Raw genomic sequence first — 18,382 nt, forward strand, 5'->3', positions numbered from 1 at the left:
TAAAAAATTGGAGTTTTTTATGAATAAAGCAATAGTTACTATTTTATCAATTTTATTGTTTATATCATTAATCGGCTGCGGCAATTCTTCAAAATCGGATAATAATGAAATAGAAATAGGTATTACTATTTACAGATATGATGATGCCTTTATTTCATTTATGAGAAGAAATATTGAAACTATGCTAAATGGAAAAGCTAAATTTGTAATGAATGATTCAGAAAATGATCAGGTAAAGCAAAATGATCAGGTAGATGCTGCTATTCAGAGAAATGTTGATGCATTAGCAATTAATTTAGTAGATTCTACATCAGCTAGTTTTATGATTAATAAAATAAAACCTACAGGAATACCTGTAATATTTTTTAACAAAGAGCCAAGTAAAGAAGATATGATGCTTTATGATAAGGCATGGTATGTAGGTACTTTAAGTGAGGAATCCGGAAATATACAGGGGGATATAGTAGTTAAGTCTTGGCAGGCAAATCCTGCTTGGGATAAAAATGGAGACGGCAAAATTCAGTATGTTTTATTAAAAGGAGAAGCAGGACATCCTGATGCAGAAGCCAGAACAGAGAGAATTAAAGCAGTATTAAATGATAATGGAATAACTATAGATCAATTAGATGAACAGACAGCTAATTGGGATATACTTCAGGCACAGACAGCTGCTGATTCATGGATAGAAAAATATGGAAATAGTATAGAGTTTATATTCTCAAATAATGATGCTATGGCTTTGGGAGCATTGAAATCCATTCAAAAACAAGGTTATAATATAGGAGACAGCAATAAATTTATACCTATAGTAGGAGTTGATGCTATTCCTGAAATCATAGAAGAAATTAAAAAAGGAACTGTAGTAGGTACTGTTTTACAAAGCCCTAAGGATCAGGCTAAAGCTGTGGTTGATATGGTTATTAATGCTGCAAATGGAAAAGATGTATTAAGCGGTACAGAATATAAACTAGATGATGTAAAAGCGGTAAGAGTGCCTTATAGAGCTATTACATTAGAAAATATAGATGAATCTACCGAAGCCTATAAATAATTTTTAATAATTATAATTATTAATGATATAAGGTAAGATATTAATTATTTAATATCTTACCTTTTATTTATACAAATGCATTTAAAATAAAAATCAAAAATCAAAAGATCTGATTTTACTTGATTTAAGAAAATAAATTTATATACTAATTAAATAGAGAATATTAATTAATTTAAGGAGTTTTCTAATATGAAAAAGTCACTTATAGTTATGGCAGCATTATTTATAATGTCTGCACTTTTTGTAGTATCTTGCGGCGGCGGAGCTTCTTCCACAACAACTACTGACGGACCAACTATCGGAGTAACAATTTATCGTTATGATGATAACTTTATGTCTTTCTACAGAAGAAACATTGAGAGCAAAATCAGCGGAAAAGCTAATTTAATAATCAATGACTCACAAAATAACCAAGCTCAGCAAAATGACCAAGTTGATGTTATGATTCAAAAAGATTCAAAAGCATTAGCCATTAACTTGGTAGACCCTCAAGCAGCTCAAACTATTATAGATAAAGCTAAAACTAAAAATATACCTGTAGTATTTTTTAACAAACAGCCTAGTGCTGAAGCTATGGCTAGTTATGATAAAACTTGGTATGTAGGAACTACTCCTGAAGAATCAGGCGATATGCAAGGAAAAATCGTTGTAGAGACTTGGAAAGCTAATCCTGCTTGGGACAAAAATGGCGATGGAATTATACAATATGCTTTATTAAAAGGCGAACCAGGACACCCAGATGCTGAAGCTAGAACTAGCCATGTTACTTTATATATCACTAACAATGGTCTTAAAGTAGAAAGATTAGAAGAACAAACAGCTATGTGGGATACTGCAAAAGCTAAAGATATAGTTGATGCTTGGATACAAAAATATGGCGATAAACTTGAATATATTTTCTGTAATAATGATGCTATGGCTTTAGGTGCTTTACAGTCTATACAGGCTTTAGGATATAACAAAGAAGGTGATAATACTAAATTTATACCTATAGTTGGTGTTGATGCTATACCTGATATGATCAATGAAATCAAAAAAGGAACTGTAGTAGGTTCTGTTCTTAATGACCCAGTTGGACAATCTCAGGCTTTAGTTGATATCACTTTAAATGTTGCTGCTGGAAAAGATCCATTAGATGGTACTACTTGGACTTTAGACGAAGTTAAAGCAGTTCGCGTTCCTTATGTACCTATAACTAAAGATAATATAAATGTTGCTGAAGAAGCTTATAAATAATAATTAATTTGCAATAAAACAGGGATATTAATCATTTTTAATATCCCTGTTTGTTAATTATCTATATAGTATTGTATTAGCAGAGTTTGAAAATAAAGGTTTTATAAATATGGATAATAAAAAAATTGTTCTTGAAATGAAAGGTATTTCAAAGTCTTTTCCGGGTGTTAAGGCATTAGATGATGTACAGCTCACCGTAAGAGAAGGAGAGGTAGTTGCTCTTATGGGAGAAAACGGAGCCGGAAAATCTACTTTGATGAAATGTTTATTCGGTATTTATCGTAAAGATGAAGGACATATATTCTTAGATGGTAAAGAAGTTAACTTTATATCTCCTAAACAAGCTTTAAATAATGGTGTAGCTATGGTGCACCAAGAACTTAATCAAGTTAGGCAAAGAAATATACAAGATAATATATGGCTTGGAAAATATCCTACCAAATATGGGGTTATTATTGACGAAAAAAAGATGTATGATGATACTAAGGCTATTTTTGATGATTTAGAAATACCTCTGGATCCCAGAACAAAAGTATCTACATTATCTGTATCCGAAATGCAGATGGTAGAGATAGCAAAAGCAGTTTCGTATAATTCCAAAATATTGGTATTAGATGAGCCTACAAGTTCTCTTACAGAAAAAGAAGTAGCTAAATTATTTAAAATCATTAGAAAACTTCAAAGCAGAGGCGTAGGTATGATTTATATATCGCATAAAATGGAAGAAATACTGCAAATATCTGATGAAGTTACTATAATGAGAGATGGTAAATATGTTGCCACTACTCCTGCTAAAGAATTAACTACGGATATGATCATTAAGCAGATGGTAGGAAGAGATTTAACTAATCGTTTCCCTGAAAAAACAAATGTTCCGGGAGAAGATATATTAGAAATAAAAGATTTTACTGCATTTTATCAGCCTTCCCTTAAAGAAGTTAATTTCAATGTAAGAAAAGGTGAAGTATTTGGTATTGCAGGACTTGTAGGAGCAAAAAGAACTGAAGTATTAGAAAGTATATTCGGTATGCGTACTTTATCTTCAGGACATGTTCTAAAAATGAACCATGAAGTCAGCAATTCTTCTACAAGAAAAGCTATAAAAAATGGCTTCGCTTTAGTTACTGAGGAAAGAAGGCAAACAGGTATATTCGGTATGCTGTCCATCAATTTTAATTCTACTATAGCAAATATAGACAATTACAAAAATAAATTTGGATTTTTGGACAATAAAAAAATGCATGAAGATACTAAATGGGTTATAGACAGTATGCAGGTAAAGACCCCTTCTGAAAAAACAGCTATACAGTCATTATCAGGAGGAAATCAGCAAAAAGTTATATTAGGAAGATGGCTTTTAAGCAAGCCTGATATTCTTATGCTTGATGAACCTACAAGAGGTATTGATGTTGGTGCTAAATATGATATATACAGACTTATTATTGATTTAGCTACTGTTGGAAAAGCTGTAATAGTTGTAAGTTCAGAAATGCCGGAATTGCTTGGAATAACTGACAGAATTATGGTTATGAGTAATGGAAGAGTTGCTGGTATAGTTGAAACTAAAAATACTAATCAGGAAGAAATTATGGCATTGTCTGCTAAATATTTATAATTTTAATCGAAAGGACGGATTATGGACACTAATAAAATAAACATTAAAACTATTAAATCATTTATATTAAACAATGCTATATTTGCAGCATTACTTGTAATACTTATAGGTATTATCATTAAAGAACCTAGCTTCTTTAGATTGAGCAATTTCTTAAACATATTCGCTCAGGCATCTACTCGTATGATAATAGCTGTAGGAGTAGGTACGCTTCTTGTAACTCAAGGTAATGACTTAGGAGCAGGAAGAGCTGTAGGACTTGCTGCGGTTGTAAGTGCTTCACTTCTACAATCTCCTTCTAATCCTACTAGAATGTATCCGGATTTACCTATGCTTCCGGTTATACTTCCTATACTTTTAGTTATGCTTATACTTATGGTATTCGGACTTATAAATGGTTTTATCATTTCTAAACTTTATGTAACTCCGTTTATTGCCACTTTAGGTATGCAGCTTATACTTTACGGTGTAACTAGTACATATTTTGACAGACCTCCTTATGGTGCTCAGCCTATAGGAGGACTCGATCCTAGATTTACTAATCTTGCTCAAGGGGGTATAAGATTAGGAAATTATACTATTTCATACCTAATTATATTTGCTGTCATTATAACCTTGATAATGTGGGTTATTTGGAATAAAACTAAATTAGGAAAAAACATATTTGCTGTAGGAGGAAACCCTGAGGCTGCTGCTGTTTCTGGAGTAAACATTCCTCTTACTCTTATGATAGTATATACTATGGCTGGTGCTTTATATGGTATAGCCGGTTCATTAGAAGTTGCTCGTGTTGGTTCTGCTACTAATAACTTGGGTAACGGTTATGAACTTGATGCTATTGCCGCATGTGTTGTAGGAGGAGTTTCTTTCTCCGGCGGTATAGGTTCTATATTGGGTATTGTATCTGGTGTATTAATATTCCAAGTTATTAACTATGGTATGTCATTTGTTGGTATTTCTCCATATATGCAGTACATAATTAAGGGGGCTATCATTATTGCTGCTGTTGCAGTTGATACGCAAAAATATTTGAAAAAAGTATGATAGGGTTTTATTATGGAATATGATAATAACGATCCTTTTAGGAGAGAATTTAATAAAAATGAAACTAGAAAAAGAACTTTGAAATCTTGGATATTCCTAGGTTTTATAGTAATGATATTTTTAGTAGCTGAGTTTATAAGGTATATTGCTAGTTTAATATATCGTTAAATAGAAAAGGCTGTGCTTATTAATATTTTTAAGTGCAGCCTTTTTAATTTTTATTTCATTTAATCTTCTATTTCTTCATAAACAAGCGGTTCGTCTATAAATCTTGTATATATTATAAGTTTATTTCCTTCTATTTTAAATGAGTATGCTGTTTGAAGTATTGATAAATAATCACCTTCTGCCCTTCTCTTTTCGGCATTATCTGTTTTTCTGGTAGTTCTTATCATATCTATTGATATTCCTTCTCCATCTATTTTGCAATTAGCCCAATAATCATTGATAGCAGACTTACCATATATTTTATTATCATCTATACTAATAGTTATATTCATAGCAGTATGCATACTTATAAGATGATAAACCTTAATTTTTTCTTCAATTACAGGTTCTTCAGTTATAGAAACCATATTATGTGCACATGACATCAATAAGAATATGACTAATATAATATTTAAATATAAAAATCTTTTCAAAATTAAAATAAAGTAAGCTCCCCTTCTTTACTTCCGCCGCCGCTAAGATCTTCAAATGTATCCATTGAGCCTGAATTATTATCAAATGCCCCTGAAGAGTTGCCTTTAAGTATATCTTCAAATATAGGAGAACTTATAAGTCTAGTATAGGCTTGATTAGCATTCTTCTCAAATTGTATATTAGGATTAGCTTTGATTGCATGTGTTAAAAGCAGCTTAGCAAAACCATTTCTTCTATACGGGTAATTCATATATATATATTTCAATACACCCTCTTTATTTATATAATAATATCCATTTATTCTTCCATCTATAGTCAAAAGTCCTATATTGGTATTATTTGTATAAAGGATTTTATTGAAATAAGGTTCAACAAAAACTTCTTCTTTATTATCTTTTATTTTTATATTGTGTATAAAATTTTGCAATTCATTTCTGTATATGCTGTTATATTCTATAACTACTACAGAAGGATATTCTTCATGTTCTATGATTACCGGCGGCATAATTTAATCCCCCTAAAATTAATATATCTAATTTTAAAATATCGGCAATAATAAAAAATTATATAATTTTTTATTGACTATTTTTTATTTGTAATATAGTCTTATTATATAAATATAAGAAAAAAATACAAATTAGTCCCAATGTTTTTTAAAAATAAACTATTTTATCAAAAACAAAAAGAAATATTAATCGCATTTCTAAAAAGAGTCATAGATTTTCTGCCTAGTGTATTAGTAGGACTTTTTATAATGGTATTATCCACTAATCTATTTGGAAGAGAGAATGCAACAATAGGTGTAATTTCTATATTTATATGTGCTTTAATGCGTCAAAGTTTTACAATAGAGAGTTTTCCGGCTGTATCTTTTAGAATACTTTTATTAGGGCTTTTGGCTACCATAGCAGAACAAAATTTATTCCTTACTATATCACTTAATTTTATAGTTCCTTTTTCTATAGTATATTTGCTTTCAGATGATTTTGTTCCTAGAAACTACTTTATATATGGTTTTGCTTATGTTCTTTTGCAGGCATATAACATACCTATATCATATATACATTTAAGAATGGAAGCTATATTAACCGCTTTACTCATAATATTTATATTCTTAGTAATAAATAAATTTTTAACTAAACATAAATTATCTAATAATTTGGCTTGCAGAGCAATAGAAGCTATAAATAAGAAAATATCATCATTATATAATAAAACATGCTCATTAAATAAAAAAGATGATTTATTCCCTATTATAAACGAATACACTACCGCAATATATGTAGATACATTAAAAAGACATAATACTATGAACAATAGAAACATTAATCATTTTCAGCTTGTTTTATTTTTAGAAGAAATAAATATATTAATAGATAAAGAACATCAGAATATTATTAATTTTAAAGATAATGATTCAGAATATTTCATGATGCTTTCAAAAATTTTAGATAGAATATCCAATTTACTAAAAAAAGATATATCAAAACATGAAAAAGAATACAATAGTATAATGAATGCTGTAAATTATTTTAATGATAATTATTTTTTAAGTGATGAAAAAAGTAATTATGAATGGATATATACTATATCAAAATTGAAAAATATACTATCTAACATGTTTGAAAACAAAAAAGATGAATTTGAAATAGCAAAATTATTTAATTTAAAATTAATAAGATTAAAGAAAGAATTCAATATCAATAAATGCCATTTTAGATTCTCCCTCAAAATGGGCATAATAATGTGCATATCATTTACTATTAGATATTTTTTACCAGATGAAATAGCAATAAGAGGTTATTGGCTTCCTATTTTATCATATATAATGCTATATCCATTTTATGAGGAACAAAAACATAATTTAAAAATAAATGTATTGGGAAACTTCATAGGTGTATTTATATTTTCAGTTTTTTTCAGGTATATACCTTATGATATGATTATTCCTGCTATAGGAGTATGCTTTATATTATCACTTGCATCTATTAATGACTTTTTAAAAAAAATATACGGCACAATTTCAGCATTAATATCATCATTTCCATATATGCCAAAATTGATGTCAGCTTCATCAAGACTAGGATTTATAATAATGGCTCTTTCTATCGTATGGGTATTTGATCATTTTATTATAAGAACTGAAAGTCACAAAGGTATGGTGGATAAAATAAGCGAACTTATAGAAATAGATACTATAATAATAAATCAAATGAGAAAGGCTATAAATAATGAAACTACATCTCAGTATCTATATGAAATACTATTAAAAGCATACATGATAAAAAACAATATCATAATACATGAAAAAAATCAAACAAGATACAAAGGTACTCCTATAACAGACTCTTTAATAGAAAGCAATAGAAAATTTATAGTTGAGGCAGAACAATTAATACATCTTATGAAAAAATATAACAGACCTGAAGATAAACATAATATACTAATATTCATTGAAAATATTTCAAATACTTTAGAAAATACTGCTAAATTATTCAAAAATGAAATTAATGATTATAACAGCGAAGAAAAAAAGAGAAATATTATAAAAACAGATTCATATATATTTTACAGATTAGAAAATTGTTTCGACAGCATAAATTCTATTAATAATTCAATCAAAAATAATATAGATAATATATTATAATCTTATATAAATTTATATTCATTAGAGAAATTAAAAGTAATAGAAACAAATATATCATTCATTTGTATATCATTATCATTTTGCATAGCCTCATATATTATATGATAAGAATTACTTATATGAACTAATTCATTAAAACTTTCCTTTTTAAAAATTTTATTTGAAAAGCCATCTATTAAAGAATCCTCAATATATCCATAGCTTGTAAATTGTGTTTTCAATACATTATAATGATTATTTCCTATATTAACATCTACCCTATCATTAAAAACAGCATCTTTAAAAGCATATTCCGCGCATATTTCAGGTACAAAATTTATCATTTCTTCTATTATATTATTATCAGATATTAATTTTTTTATATTTTTAATAAACTCATCATAATTAAAACCGCATTTTTCAAATTCTAATACATATTCCATAACAAAATACTCAATTTCTTCCTTTGTATATGGATATTTCATATAAGTAGTATCCGACTGAAGTATGAAGAAAAATTGCTTTATAGAAAAGAACTCTCCATTATTATCCCATTTAATAATCTCATTTTGAACACAGTTTTCTAATGTTTTATTCTGAATATTATTTATTGTGCATTCTACTATAATATCATCATTAGGCATTTTGGCAGCATAAGTTTTTATAAAACTTACTCTATTATTTGAAAGTATAAAAGGAACTTCCTTATATATACAATTCCATAAAAAACTAGAATATCCGTTTTTATCATCAAAGCCAATATAATCATTATAAAAATCTTCTTTGTCATCTATATTTCCAAGACCTAATATAGGACTTTCGCATACTGTAAAAATCTTTTTATTACCTAATATTGAAGTTTCTATATCATGATGATGTATGCCTGAAAGAAAATCCAATATACCCTGTAAAGCACAATATACAAAATTATCAGAAGATAACTCTATGGCTTTATACTCATCAGAAGCTATGCTTGAAGAAGATTCAAAAAAAACATTATCAAAAAGAGGTGCTTTAACATAAAAATATATTGTGCATAATATACTTTTTTTCTTTTCAAGCTGCACTATTTTAGGCTCAATAGTAATATCATAACTCAAAAATTTAATGCAGTCATTTTCTATTTCATTTTTATGATCTATAGTAGTATGAAGCCTATTTAATAGTATATCTTTATGATTATTCATTTAGCACCATTTTTAATATTTCATTAATAGACAATGGGCTAAAATTATGAATATCACATGCAATATTGAATGCTAAATTATGATATTTTTTATCTTTATGCCAATGTCCATGTATAAGCATAGTATTATTATTATAATAGCCCTCCCATTCCAATATAGGATAATGGAATAAAACTATTTTTTTAATAATACTGCTGTAATTTGTTATATCTAAAATATAATAGTCTTTAATAAATTTAAATAGATTTCTATCAAATTTATTATTATTTAAAAATTTATCATTATTACCTTTTATAAGGTATTTATTACCATTTAATGATTTTAATAACTCAGTAGTTTTTAAATATCCTCTATCGTTGGAAAAATCGCCTACTATATATACATCATCTTCTTCGCTTATTTTTTCATTCCATTTATTTATTAAATAATTATGCATACCTTCATAGTCATCAAATACATTTTTTCTGCTTGAAGGCATATAAAAAAAGTGAGTATCTGAAATAAAATATATCATATATTAATTATCTGCAACACCTAATGATATGTATTTAATACCTCTTTCCTCCATTCTTTTTTTATCATACTGATTTCTTCCGTCAAAGATAATCGGTTCTTTCAAAAGCTCTTTTATTTTATCAAAATTAGGTCTTCTAAACTCGTTCCATTCTGTAACTAAAATCAAAGCATCAGAACCTTTCAAAGCATCATAAGAATTGTCAGCATAATATATTTTATCCCCAAATATAGCTTTCGCGTTATCAAAAGCCTTAGGATCATAAGCTCTAATACTAGCACCCGCATTTAAAAGCATATTTATTATAGTAATAGAAGGAGCTTCTCTCATATCATTAGTTCTAGGTTTGAATGCTAATCCCCATAAAGCAAATGTTTTACCTTTAATATCATTATTATAATGTTTTAAAATCTTATTTACAAAAATTTTTCTTTGATTAACATTAACTTGATATGCGGCTTTAAGCAAATCAGAATCTATACCATAATCAGATGCTGTTTTTATCAAAGCCTGTACATCTTTTGGAAAACAGCTTCCGCCGTATCCCAAACCATGAAATAAGAACTGATTTCCTATTCTCTTATCACTTGACATACCAATTCTAACTAAATCAGCATTAGCACCTACTTTTTCACATATATTAGCAATTTCATTGGCAAATGATATTTTAGTAGCCAAAAAAGCATTAGCAGCATATTTAGTCATCTCAGCAGAACGAACATCCATTATTATTATAGGATTTCCTGTTCTTGTAAAAGGATTATAAATATCTCTCATTATATCTATAGCTTTTTCAGAATTTGAACCTATAACTACCCTATCAGGTTTTAAAAAGTCATCAACCGCAGCACCTTGTTTTAAAAATTCCGGATTTGAAACTACATCAAACTCTCCACTGTAATGTTTTTTTATTTCATCTTCTACTAATTTATGAGTTCCAACAGGCACGGTTGATTTATCTACTATAACTTTATATCCGTTCATAGACTTTCCAATCTCATTAGCCACAGAAAGTACAAAACTCAAATCGCAGCTTCCGTCATCGCCTGAAGGAGTTCCAACAGCAATGAAACAAGCTATAGAGTTTTTTACAGCATAATCTAAATCATTAGTAAATTCTAATCTTCCCTCAGAAACATTGTCAAGAATAAGTTCTTCTAAACCGGGTTCATATAAAGGGGTAATACCATTTTTAAGTTTTTTTAATTTTTCTTCATCATTATCTACACATATTACATAATTTCCCATTTCAGCTAAACATGCACCTGTAATAAGTCCTACATAACCTGTACCTATTATACATATTTTCATTTTTATACTCCTTTAAAATAAAAAGTAGACATTTAATTGTTTTTATCATATAATAAATTATTATATTTTCAAGCAAAATATTATTTACTATAGATATTTTTAACTTTTTACGATAATATATAATAAGATTTTAAATTTTTACGGGGCGTATAAATGGATGATTATATAAAAAGTCTGCTTAAAGATTTCTTTGAAGAAGCATTTGAAATGCTTGACAGACTAGAACAAAATATTCTTATTTTAGATAATGAAAGAAATAATGTTGATGCTATACAGGAAATATTCAGAGCGGTTCATACCCTAAAAGGAAGTGCCGGTGCTGTAGAGCTAGTTGAAACTCAAAAATATGCCCACAGATTTGAAGATTTACTAGATTTAATAAGAAATAATAAAATAGAAGTAGATGATGCTACTATAGATGTGCTTTTAAAAGGTATAGATATATTAAAAGACCTTATTAATACTGCAAGCGAAGAAAGTGAGTATTCGGGAGATATAGAAGCTGAAATTAAAAAATTAGAAGATTTTAAAAATATGAAATTAGGTACTGCCCCTTCTGCACCTGCCAATGATTCGCCTGCTGCATCTTCTGCCGCTCAGGCATCATCTCCTGAAGCCGAAAAAAAAGTTAATAAATATGAACTTCTTCCAAATGATAATGATTTATTAGGTATAATAAGAGATAATGTTGAAGAGGGTGTAAAAACCAAATTAGTTCATGTAAGTTTTGATCCTGAAAGCCCTATGAGAACAGTTGGAGGTGTTCAGGTATTCGTTGCTTTAAAAGATGTAGGCGAAATAATGGGAAGTATTCCTCCTTTAGAATCTTTGGAGGGAGATGAGTTTTATGAGCATGTTACATATATACTTGCTACCATTAATGAAGATAAAACTATAATAGATGCTATTACATTGCCTGATGTTACTAAAGAAATATCTATTGAAGACATTATATTAGAGGAATATGAAAAATTCCTTCAAGAGAAAAAACAAAAAGAAGCAGCAGAAAAAACTAAAGAAGCTGCCGCACCTGCTTCAAATGCCGCAAAAAAACCTGATGCTGCTGCCAAAGGAGGAAAAGAGCATAAAGTTGAAAGACAAAGTTCATTCTTAAGGGTAGAAAGTGATAGAATAGATGCTATGATGAATCAGGTTGGAGAGCTTGTAACAAATAAAAGTTCTTATGTACAATATGATGATGATCTTACTTCATATCAAAAAATAATAGGTAATGGAATAAATGAAGTAAAAAGATACTATAGAGACAGTATTGTTCAGATACTTAGAAAATTTGAAGAGCATTTGCAAAAAAAAGAAGCCAAAGAAATTAGAAATACTTACATTGATGGATTCAATAATAAATTAAATGAAATTGTGAAAATGGAAGAAGAGTTTAAAAACACTTTAGATAAATTCAGAAACTCTTATCAGCTTCTTACTAGGGTAACAAATGAACTTCAGGAAACTGTAATGAAAATAAGAATGCTTCCTATAGCTCAAACTTTCAACAGATTCCCTCGTCTTATAAGAGATTTATCAAGAGATTTAGGTAAAGAAGTAAAATTAGAAATGTACGGAGAAGAAACAGAATTAGATAAATCTGTTATTGAAGTATTGGTAGATCCATTAGTACATATTATCAGAAATGCAATGGACCATGGTATAGAACATCCTGAAGACAGAGAAAAAGCAGGTAAGCCTAGAACAGGTACAGTTGTTTTAGGTGCTTCGCATGAAGGCAACTTGATAATTATTAAAATATCTGATGATGGTAAAGGAATGATACCCCAGAAAATATTTGAAAGTGCCGTTAAAAAAGGACTTGTTTCTGCTGATACTAAACTATCTGAAAAACAAATGCTTGAATATATATTTGCTCCGGGTTTTTCTACTGCTGCTAAAATTACAAATGTATCAGGACGAGGTGTTGGTATGGATGTTGTTAAGAAAAGTCTTGAAAAAATTAATGGTACTGTGGGTATAGAAACAGAATGGGGAAAAGGTTCTACTTTCTTCTTAAGAATTCCTCTTACTGTTGCCATTATTCAGGCTCTTATAGTTGATGCAGAAAAAGAATATTATGCAGTTCCTATCAACAGTATATTAGAAACTGTAAAAATAGATGTTAAAGATATTCAGGAATTGGAAGGAATAGAAGTTATTAAAGTTAGAGATGATGTTATTAATGTACTTAGCATCAAAGAATTATTCAGACTTCCTTCAAGATACAGCAATATAAAATCTTACTACGCTGTTATACTTTCTTCTGAAGGTAAAAAAGTTGCTTTGCTTGTTAATAACCTAATAGGCGAACAGGATATAGTTATTAAAACTCTTAAAGATAATATCACAAAAAGCGAAGGTTTAGCTGGTGCTACTGTTTTGGGTGATGGTACTGTAAGCTTTATTTTGGACATACAAACAATAGTAAGTCTTGGTACTAAGAGAATCATTGAAAGAGGAAAAGTTAATAATAATCAAGGCAGCAAAAATGATTTAAGAAGCTTTATTGAAAGATTGAAAAATAATGAAATACCTGAAATACCGCAATAAATTAGCTTAAAGTAGATAATAATATTCTTATGATTTCTATTTGATAATATTATATATATCATCTATTTTTACTATATTTTTTTTATTTTCTATTTCATAAACATCAGTTTGTATTAATAAGGTTTTAAGATAGGGTATTTTTATAATATCGCTGTCTCTGTCGCCTATCATAAAAGAATTATATAAATCTATATTATATTTTTTTGAAGCAAGCAAATGCATTCCTGCTTCAGGTTTCCTAAGCATAGAAACTATATTATATGGTTCTAAATGTCCTTTTATATGATAAGGGCAATAATAAAAATCATCTATAACAGCACCGCCTTTTTTATATTCATCGTAAATATATTTATGAACATTATTAACATCTTCATTAGTATAATAATTGTATGATACTCCTGCCTGATTGGTTGTTACTATTGTTATATAACCTTTATCCTTTGCATATTTTACCACATCAATAAACTCTTTTTTTATTTTTACTCTGTCAGTAGTTCCTATATATCCCACATCCTCCATTAATATACCATCCCTATCTAAAAATAATGCCTTATTAATTTTTTTAGTATCATCTGCAAAATATAAAGGTATGGCATATAATATATTTTTATTAAATGCATTATATATCAATTCATTTATATATTCTTTATTATCATTGATTTCTAATTTATCGTATATTTTTCCATTATGAATCAATAAATTATCATTGAATGAATATCCTGAGAGAATATTTGTTATATCATTTTTTATTACTTTATAGTTTTTATCTATAGTATATAAGTTTTCTGATAATTCATTCTCTGTATTAAAATCTAATGACATTAATACAGAATCTCTATCCAACTTTTTATAAAACTCATAAAAATAATTTTCTATATTATTATACATAATCCAAAATCCTATATGATTTATGATTATCCAAGTTTAATATAAAAAAACACTTTTTTCAACAAAAAGCATTATATTATTTATAATTGATTTTTTTTGTTTATGATATATATTATTTAAGCAATAATACGGAGATTATGAGATGAATAATAATTTAACTACAAAAAATAATATAAAAAAATTTAATTATTTAAAAATATTAATACCAGCAATATCAACTATTCCTGTATGTATTTATATACTTACATTACAAAACATGGATAGAGGCTATATATTTCCAATATTTTTGAATATTCATTTTTTTATTAGTCTTTATTTATTTTGTTTTACTATAATTTTTCATGTAAATAATTTAAATAAAAAACTTATTTTCATTACATTTTTATCATTTTTATTTATATCTTTAATAGCAATTTTTTCTAATATATCTTTTAATTATGTTTATATGCCTCCTGCAAATACTCCAGACTTTCAAATATTAATAAATAGACTCATATTTTTTAATATAATATTCTTTGTAATAATGATGCTTTCATATAATTCATTTAATGTAACAGATACTGATTCTATATCTGACTTTTTTACTTTATTTGCAGATACTTTTATATGGTTCTTAATAATTAATACAGGAAGCAGCACCATTTTAAGTATATTATTTTCTCTCCTTTTTATAGTTGGATTTTCTATAATGGAATTATTTTCAGCATCAACAGGAATCGGGTTTACAATAGCAAAATTTGTTATATGTTCTATAATATTTTTATACGGATTCATACCATTTATATCATACTACATATATAATAATACCAAATCTGTAATATCGATTTATCTTTCAAGATTCTTTTTAGTAATAAACTTGTTTTCTATATTTATAATGATGTTTTTCATGCTGCCTTATGAAGCAAGACCATATAATAATAGATTTGTATATATATTATATAATATAATTTTATCATTAACTATAATTAATTTGATGTTCGCAAGAATGGATAAAAAATCAAATATATTCATAAAAGCAATGTATCTTATAGTGCCAATATTCGCATTACTCTTTGATATATTAACTATAACTGCAACTATATACAGAATAGTAAATTACGGACTTACTCCTAATAAATTAATATTAATCATTTTAAATATACTATTTTTAATACATTTAATATTAATTTCTTTAAATACTATAAAATCTTTTATAAAGTCATTTCAAAACAGAGAGTATAATAATACTTTAAATATAGTCATAGATAATAAGCATTTAATGTTTATATATGTATATTTAGTATTTTCTATATTTGTATGTTTTGTAATGCCAATAATGTATATAAATTAAATTGATAAATAATTACCAAATATATTTCTAGCATTAATTTTATTATAGGAGTCTCCTCCCCTCCAATTCATTAACTTTTCTGATAATTCTGTATACCTGTACTCTCTTTCTTCTTTGGCTTCTAAAATATACAAATATCCAAGTATTTCCAAAAGAATAATTCTTTCATATTTTGATGATTTCAATATATATTTTAATGCTCTCTGCATTTTATTTGTAAAATCATTTTTTAATTCTCATAAAATTAATTAAAAGGGTTATCCTTATCATGTATATTACTAAGAAGTTTATTTATTATAAATACTAAAGTTTCTTTTTCTTCATCAGTCATATTAGAAAACATAACTTCATTATTTTTTCTAATATCCTCAAATACAATTTCTTTCAATTTTTTACTTTTCTGGGTAAGATATATTTCTTTATACCTCTTATCTTCTAAGCTTACTTTTCTTTTTATAAAACCCTTTTTTTCAAGACGATATAAAGTACCTGCTATTGTAGGATTACTCAAACCCAGAAAATTTTCTATATCCCTCTGATTTATAACTTTTTCTTCATTATGGTAAAGAAACATCAATATATCCATTTGGGAAGATGTAAGTTTATGTTTATCTAAAAATCTATTAAACCTATTGTCTAAAGTAGTATGCAATTCTTTAATCAATTTCCCTATAAAAATGTCTTCCATAATAACTTTTCCTCAGCAATCAAATTTACGCATATACTACATGATATACATTTTTTTTCACAAATCAATATTTATTTTTCTAAATAAGAGTATGAAAACTTATATTGAGCAAAAGGTATATAAAACACATCTTTTAAATTAGGACTTTTTAATACAGCCGGTTCAAAATATGCTATAGGTATTATAACAGCTTCATCTTCTATAAGTATTTTTTCAGCTTTATGAAGTTCACGCATTCTGATGTTCTGATCTATAGTTCTTGAAGCGGCAATGATAGCATCATCAAAAGCCTTATTTGTAAATAAAGAGTGGTTTTTATATGAATAGCTCACAAACATACTTAAAAAAGTAGTAGGATCATTATAGCTTCCTGTCCAGCTTGCTGCTGCCATAGTATAATTTCTTTCTGTTCTAAATGCATTTATAAATGGGGCAAATTCCATTTGGGTAAGTTTAACATCTATTCCAAGATTAACTTTCCACATATTCTGAACTGCTTCAAACATAGGTATATCATTACTAAAAGTAACAAAAAACTCTAATACAGGAAATCCTTCTCCATTAGGATATCCTGCTTCAGCCATTAATCTCTGAGCTTCTTCTACATTCTTTTTATAATCTTCTTTATTAGTGCTTATATATTCACCAGCATTATCTCTGAAATATCCCTCAACATCTGTAACTCCCCAAGGCACTAGAGCTCCTGCAGGCTTACCGGATTTTAATACATTATCTACTATATAGTTTCTGTCTATTGCAAGAGATAAAGCTTTTCTTACTCTTTTGTCTTTTAAAGTTTCATTAGTTGTATTTAACGCATAATACTGAGTACCTATTCTTGTTGCAGTATCAATATAGCCTTCCTCTCTCAAAGTATCTATATCCTGATAAGGAAACTGATCTGAAAAATGTAAAGAACCCTCTTTTACTCCTGCAACTGCTGAATTAGGATTATCCATAAGAACGAATTTAATTTTTTCAGCAACTATCGTATCAGCTGCCCAATAATTAGTATTTTTTACAACGGTAATGCTTTCATCTGGTTTTCTTTCATATAAAGCAAAAGCTCCGTTTCCTATACAAGTTTTAGGGTTTCTAGTCCAATTATCAGGATCTTTTTCCACCATATCCTTTCTTACCGGTGAAAATACAGGTAAATTTACAAGCTCCAAAAAATAGGCTGTAGGGTACTCTAATTTCACCTCTAAAGTATAATCATCTATAGCCTTTATTCCAAACTCATCAACCGGCATATATCCGCCATTAACATTAGAAAAGTTAAGTATAGGCTCAAACAAATAACTAGGTTCGCTTGCCGTATCAGGATCAACTACTCTTTTCCATGAATATTCAAAATCATGTGCAGTTAAAGGTTTTCCATCAGACCATTTTCCATTAGTTCTTAAATGAAATATATATGTAAGTCCGTCTTCGGATATTTCCCAACTTTCCGCAGCTCCGGGCTGAATAGCAATATCTTTATATTTTGTAGTTAAACACTCAAACAAATGAGTTACATAGGTAGAGCCTTGCAATGTTATATTCAAAGCAGGGTCTATGGTTTTTGGTTCTGCACCTAAATTCACATGTACAGTATTCTCGTCATTAACTTTTTTACTTGAACAAGAAGCAAAAACTATTAAAGAAATTAAAATTAAATAAAACTTTTTCATCGTACCTACCCTTAGTATGGTTTT

General features: G+C 27.8%; 17 protein-coding genes. 8 read left to right on the forward strand and 9 right to left on the reverse strand.

Annotated elements, in window-relative coordinates:
- Nucleotides 1–19: 19 nt before the first annotated feature.
- The 5 genes from BFL38_RS06385 to BFL38_RS15150 all read left to right on the forward strand — a co-directional run bounded on the left by BFL38_RS06385 (nt 20) and on the right by BFL38_RS15150 (nt 5,114).
- Nucleotides 20–1,051, forward strand: a complete 1,032-nt coding sequence (locus BFL38_RS06385; RefSeq protein WP_069726272.1) for a galactose ABC transporter substrate-binding protein — start codon at nt 20–22, stop codon at nt 1,049–1,051.
- 189 nt (nt 1,052–1,240) lie between these two features.
- A complete protein-coding gene (locus BFL38_RS06390; protein ID WP_069726273.1) occupies nt 1,241–2,287 on the forward strand; it encodes a galactose ABC transporter substrate-binding protein in 1,047 nt (348 codons plus the stop codon).
- A 109-nt stretch (nt 2,288–2,396) separates the two neighbouring features.
- Nucleotides 2,397–3,902, forward strand: a complete 1,506-nt coding sequence (mglA, locus tag BFL38_RS06395) for a galactose/methyl galactoside ABC transporter ATP-binding protein MglA (protein WP_069726274.1) — start codon at nt 2,397–2,399, stop codon at nt 3,900–3,902.
- A 21-nt stretch (nt 3,903–3,923) separates the two neighbouring features.
- Nucleotides 3,924–4,946 (forward strand): galactose/methyl galactoside ABC transporter permease MglC, encoded by a 1,023-nt coding sequence (mglC, locus tag BFL38_RS06400; protein WP_069726275.1) that lies wholly within the window; start codon nt 3,924–3,926, stop codon nt 4,944–4,946.
- Nucleotides 4,947–4,958: 12 nt separating this feature from the next.
- Nucleotides 4,959–5,114 (forward strand): hypothetical protein, encoded by a 156-nt coding sequence (locus BFL38_RS15150; RefSeq protein ID WP_176720554.1) that lies wholly within the window; start codon nt 4,959–4,961, stop codon nt 5,112–5,114.
- Between the two features lie 59 nt (nt 5,115–5,173).
- Here the strand turns inward: BFL38_RS15150 and BFL38_RS06405 are convergent, their stop codons facing one another.
- Together BFL38_RS06405 and BFL38_RS06410 are read right to left on the reverse strand one after the other, a co-directional pair.
- On the reverse strand, nt 5,174–5,587 hold the full coding sequence (locus tag BFL38_RS06405) for an META domain-containing protein (protein ID WP_176720555.1): 414 nt from the start codon (nt 5,585–5,587) through the stop codon (nt 5,174–5,176).
- A gap of 2 nt (nt 5,588–5,589) precedes the next feature.
- Complete coding sequence (locus BFL38_RS06410; RefSeq protein WP_008724089.1) at nt 5,590–6,093, reverse strand: hypothetical protein; 504 nt, start codon at nt 6,091–6,093, stop codon at nt 5,590–5,592.
- 141 nt (nt 6,094–6,234) lie between these two features.
- Here BFL38_RS06410 and BFL38_RS06415 point away from each other — a divergent pair, with 141 nt between their 5' ends.
- Complete coding sequence (locus BFL38_RS06415; protein ID WP_069726276.1) at nt 6,235–8,235, forward strand: FUSC family protein; 2,001 nt, start codon at nt 6,235–6,237, stop codon at nt 8,233–8,235.
- A gap of 2 nt (nt 8,236–8,237) precedes the next feature.
- Here BFL38_RS06415 and BFL38_RS06420 read toward each other — a convergent pair whose 3' ends face one another.
- Genes BFL38_RS06420 through BFL38_RS06430 form a run of 3 tightly spaced genes read right to left on the reverse strand, consistent with a single transcriptional unit; the run spans nt 8,238 to nt 11,226 of the window.
- Nucleotides 8,238–9,401 carry a DUF6348 family protein gene (locus BFL38_RS06420; RefSeq protein WP_069726277.1) on the reverse strand — a complete coding sequence of 388 codons (1,164 nt, stop codon included), beginning with the start codon at nt 9,399–9,401 and terminating at the stop codon, nt 8,238–8,240.
- Nucleotides 9,394–9,915 (reverse strand): metallophosphoesterase family protein, encoded by a 522-nt coding sequence (locus BFL38_RS06425; RefSeq protein ID WP_069726278.1) that lies wholly within the window; start codon nt 9,913–9,915, stop codon nt 9,394–9,396. Before BFL38_RS06425 ends, BFL38_RS06420 begins: the two co-directional genes overlap by 8 nt.
- Before the next feature lie 3 nt (nt 9,916–9,918).
- Nucleotides 9,919–11,226 carry a UDP-glucose dehydrogenase family protein gene (locus BFL38_RS06430; RefSeq protein WP_069726279.1) on the reverse strand — a complete coding sequence of 436 codons (1,308 nt, stop codon included), beginning with the start codon at nt 11,224–11,226 and terminating at the stop codon, nt 9,919–9,921.
- Between the two features lie 153 nt (nt 11,227–11,379).
- On the opposite strand from BFL38_RS06430, the gene BFL38_RS06435 reads away from it, so the two are divergent.
- The gene (locus BFL38_RS06435) at nt 11,380–13,779 is read left to right on the forward strand and encodes a chemotaxis protein CheA (protein WP_069726280.1); all 2,400 of its coding nucleotides are present in this window, start codon (nt 11,380–11,382) and stop codon (nt 13,777–13,779) included.
- Nucleotides 13,780–13,815: 36 nt separating this feature from the next.
- Here BFL38_RS06435 and BFL38_RS06440 read toward each other — a convergent pair whose 3' ends face one another.
- Nucleotides 13,816–14,667 carry a D-glycero-alpha-D-manno-heptose-1,7-bisphosphate 7-phosphatase gene (locus tag BFL38_RS06440; RefSeq protein ID WP_069726281.1) on the reverse strand — a complete coding sequence of 284 codons (852 nt, stop codon included), beginning with the start codon at nt 14,665–14,667 and terminating at the stop codon, nt 13,816–13,818.
- Nucleotides 14,668–14,809: 142 nt separating this feature from the next.
- Between BFL38_RS06440 and BFL38_RS06445 the strand changes: the two genes are divergently transcribed.
- Nucleotides 14,810–15,997 (forward strand): hypothetical protein, encoded by a 1,188-nt coding sequence (locus BFL38_RS06445; RefSeq protein ID WP_069726282.1) that lies wholly within the window; start codon nt 14,810–14,812, stop codon nt 15,995–15,997.
- On the opposite strand, the gene BFL38_RS06450 is transcribed toward BFL38_RS06445, so the two are convergent.
- The 3 genes from BFL38_RS06450 to BFL38_RS06460 form a co-directional block, all read right to left on the reverse strand.
- Nucleotides 15,994–16,206, reverse strand: coding sequence for a hypothetical protein (locus BFL38_RS06450; RefSeq protein ID WP_069726283.1), 213 nt, complete (start codon nt 16,204–16,206; stop codon nt 15,994–15,996). The genes BFL38_RS06445 and BFL38_RS06450 overlap by 4 nt on opposite strands.
- Nucleotides 16,207–16,241: 35 nt before the next feature.
- Nucleotides 16,242–16,685: a MarR family winged helix-turn-helix transcriptional regulator gene (locus BFL38_RS06455; protein WP_069726284.1), complete on the reverse strand. Its 444-nt coding sequence runs from the start codon at nt 16,683–16,685 to the stop codon at nt 16,242–16,244.
- Nucleotides 16,686–16,756: 71 nt separating this feature from the next.
- Nucleotides 16,757–18,358, reverse strand: coding sequence for a peptide ABC transporter substrate-binding protein (locus BFL38_RS06460; protein ID WP_069726285.1), 1,602 nt, complete (start codon nt 18,356–18,358; stop codon nt 16,757–16,759).
- Between the last annotated feature and the right edge of the window lie 24 nt (nt 18,359–18,382).

The sequence above is a fragment of the Brachyspira hampsonii genome (assembly GCF_001746205.1).
GTDB lineage: Bacteria > Spirochaetota > Brachyspiria > Brachyspirales > Brachyspiraceae > Brachyspira > Brachyspira hampsonii_B.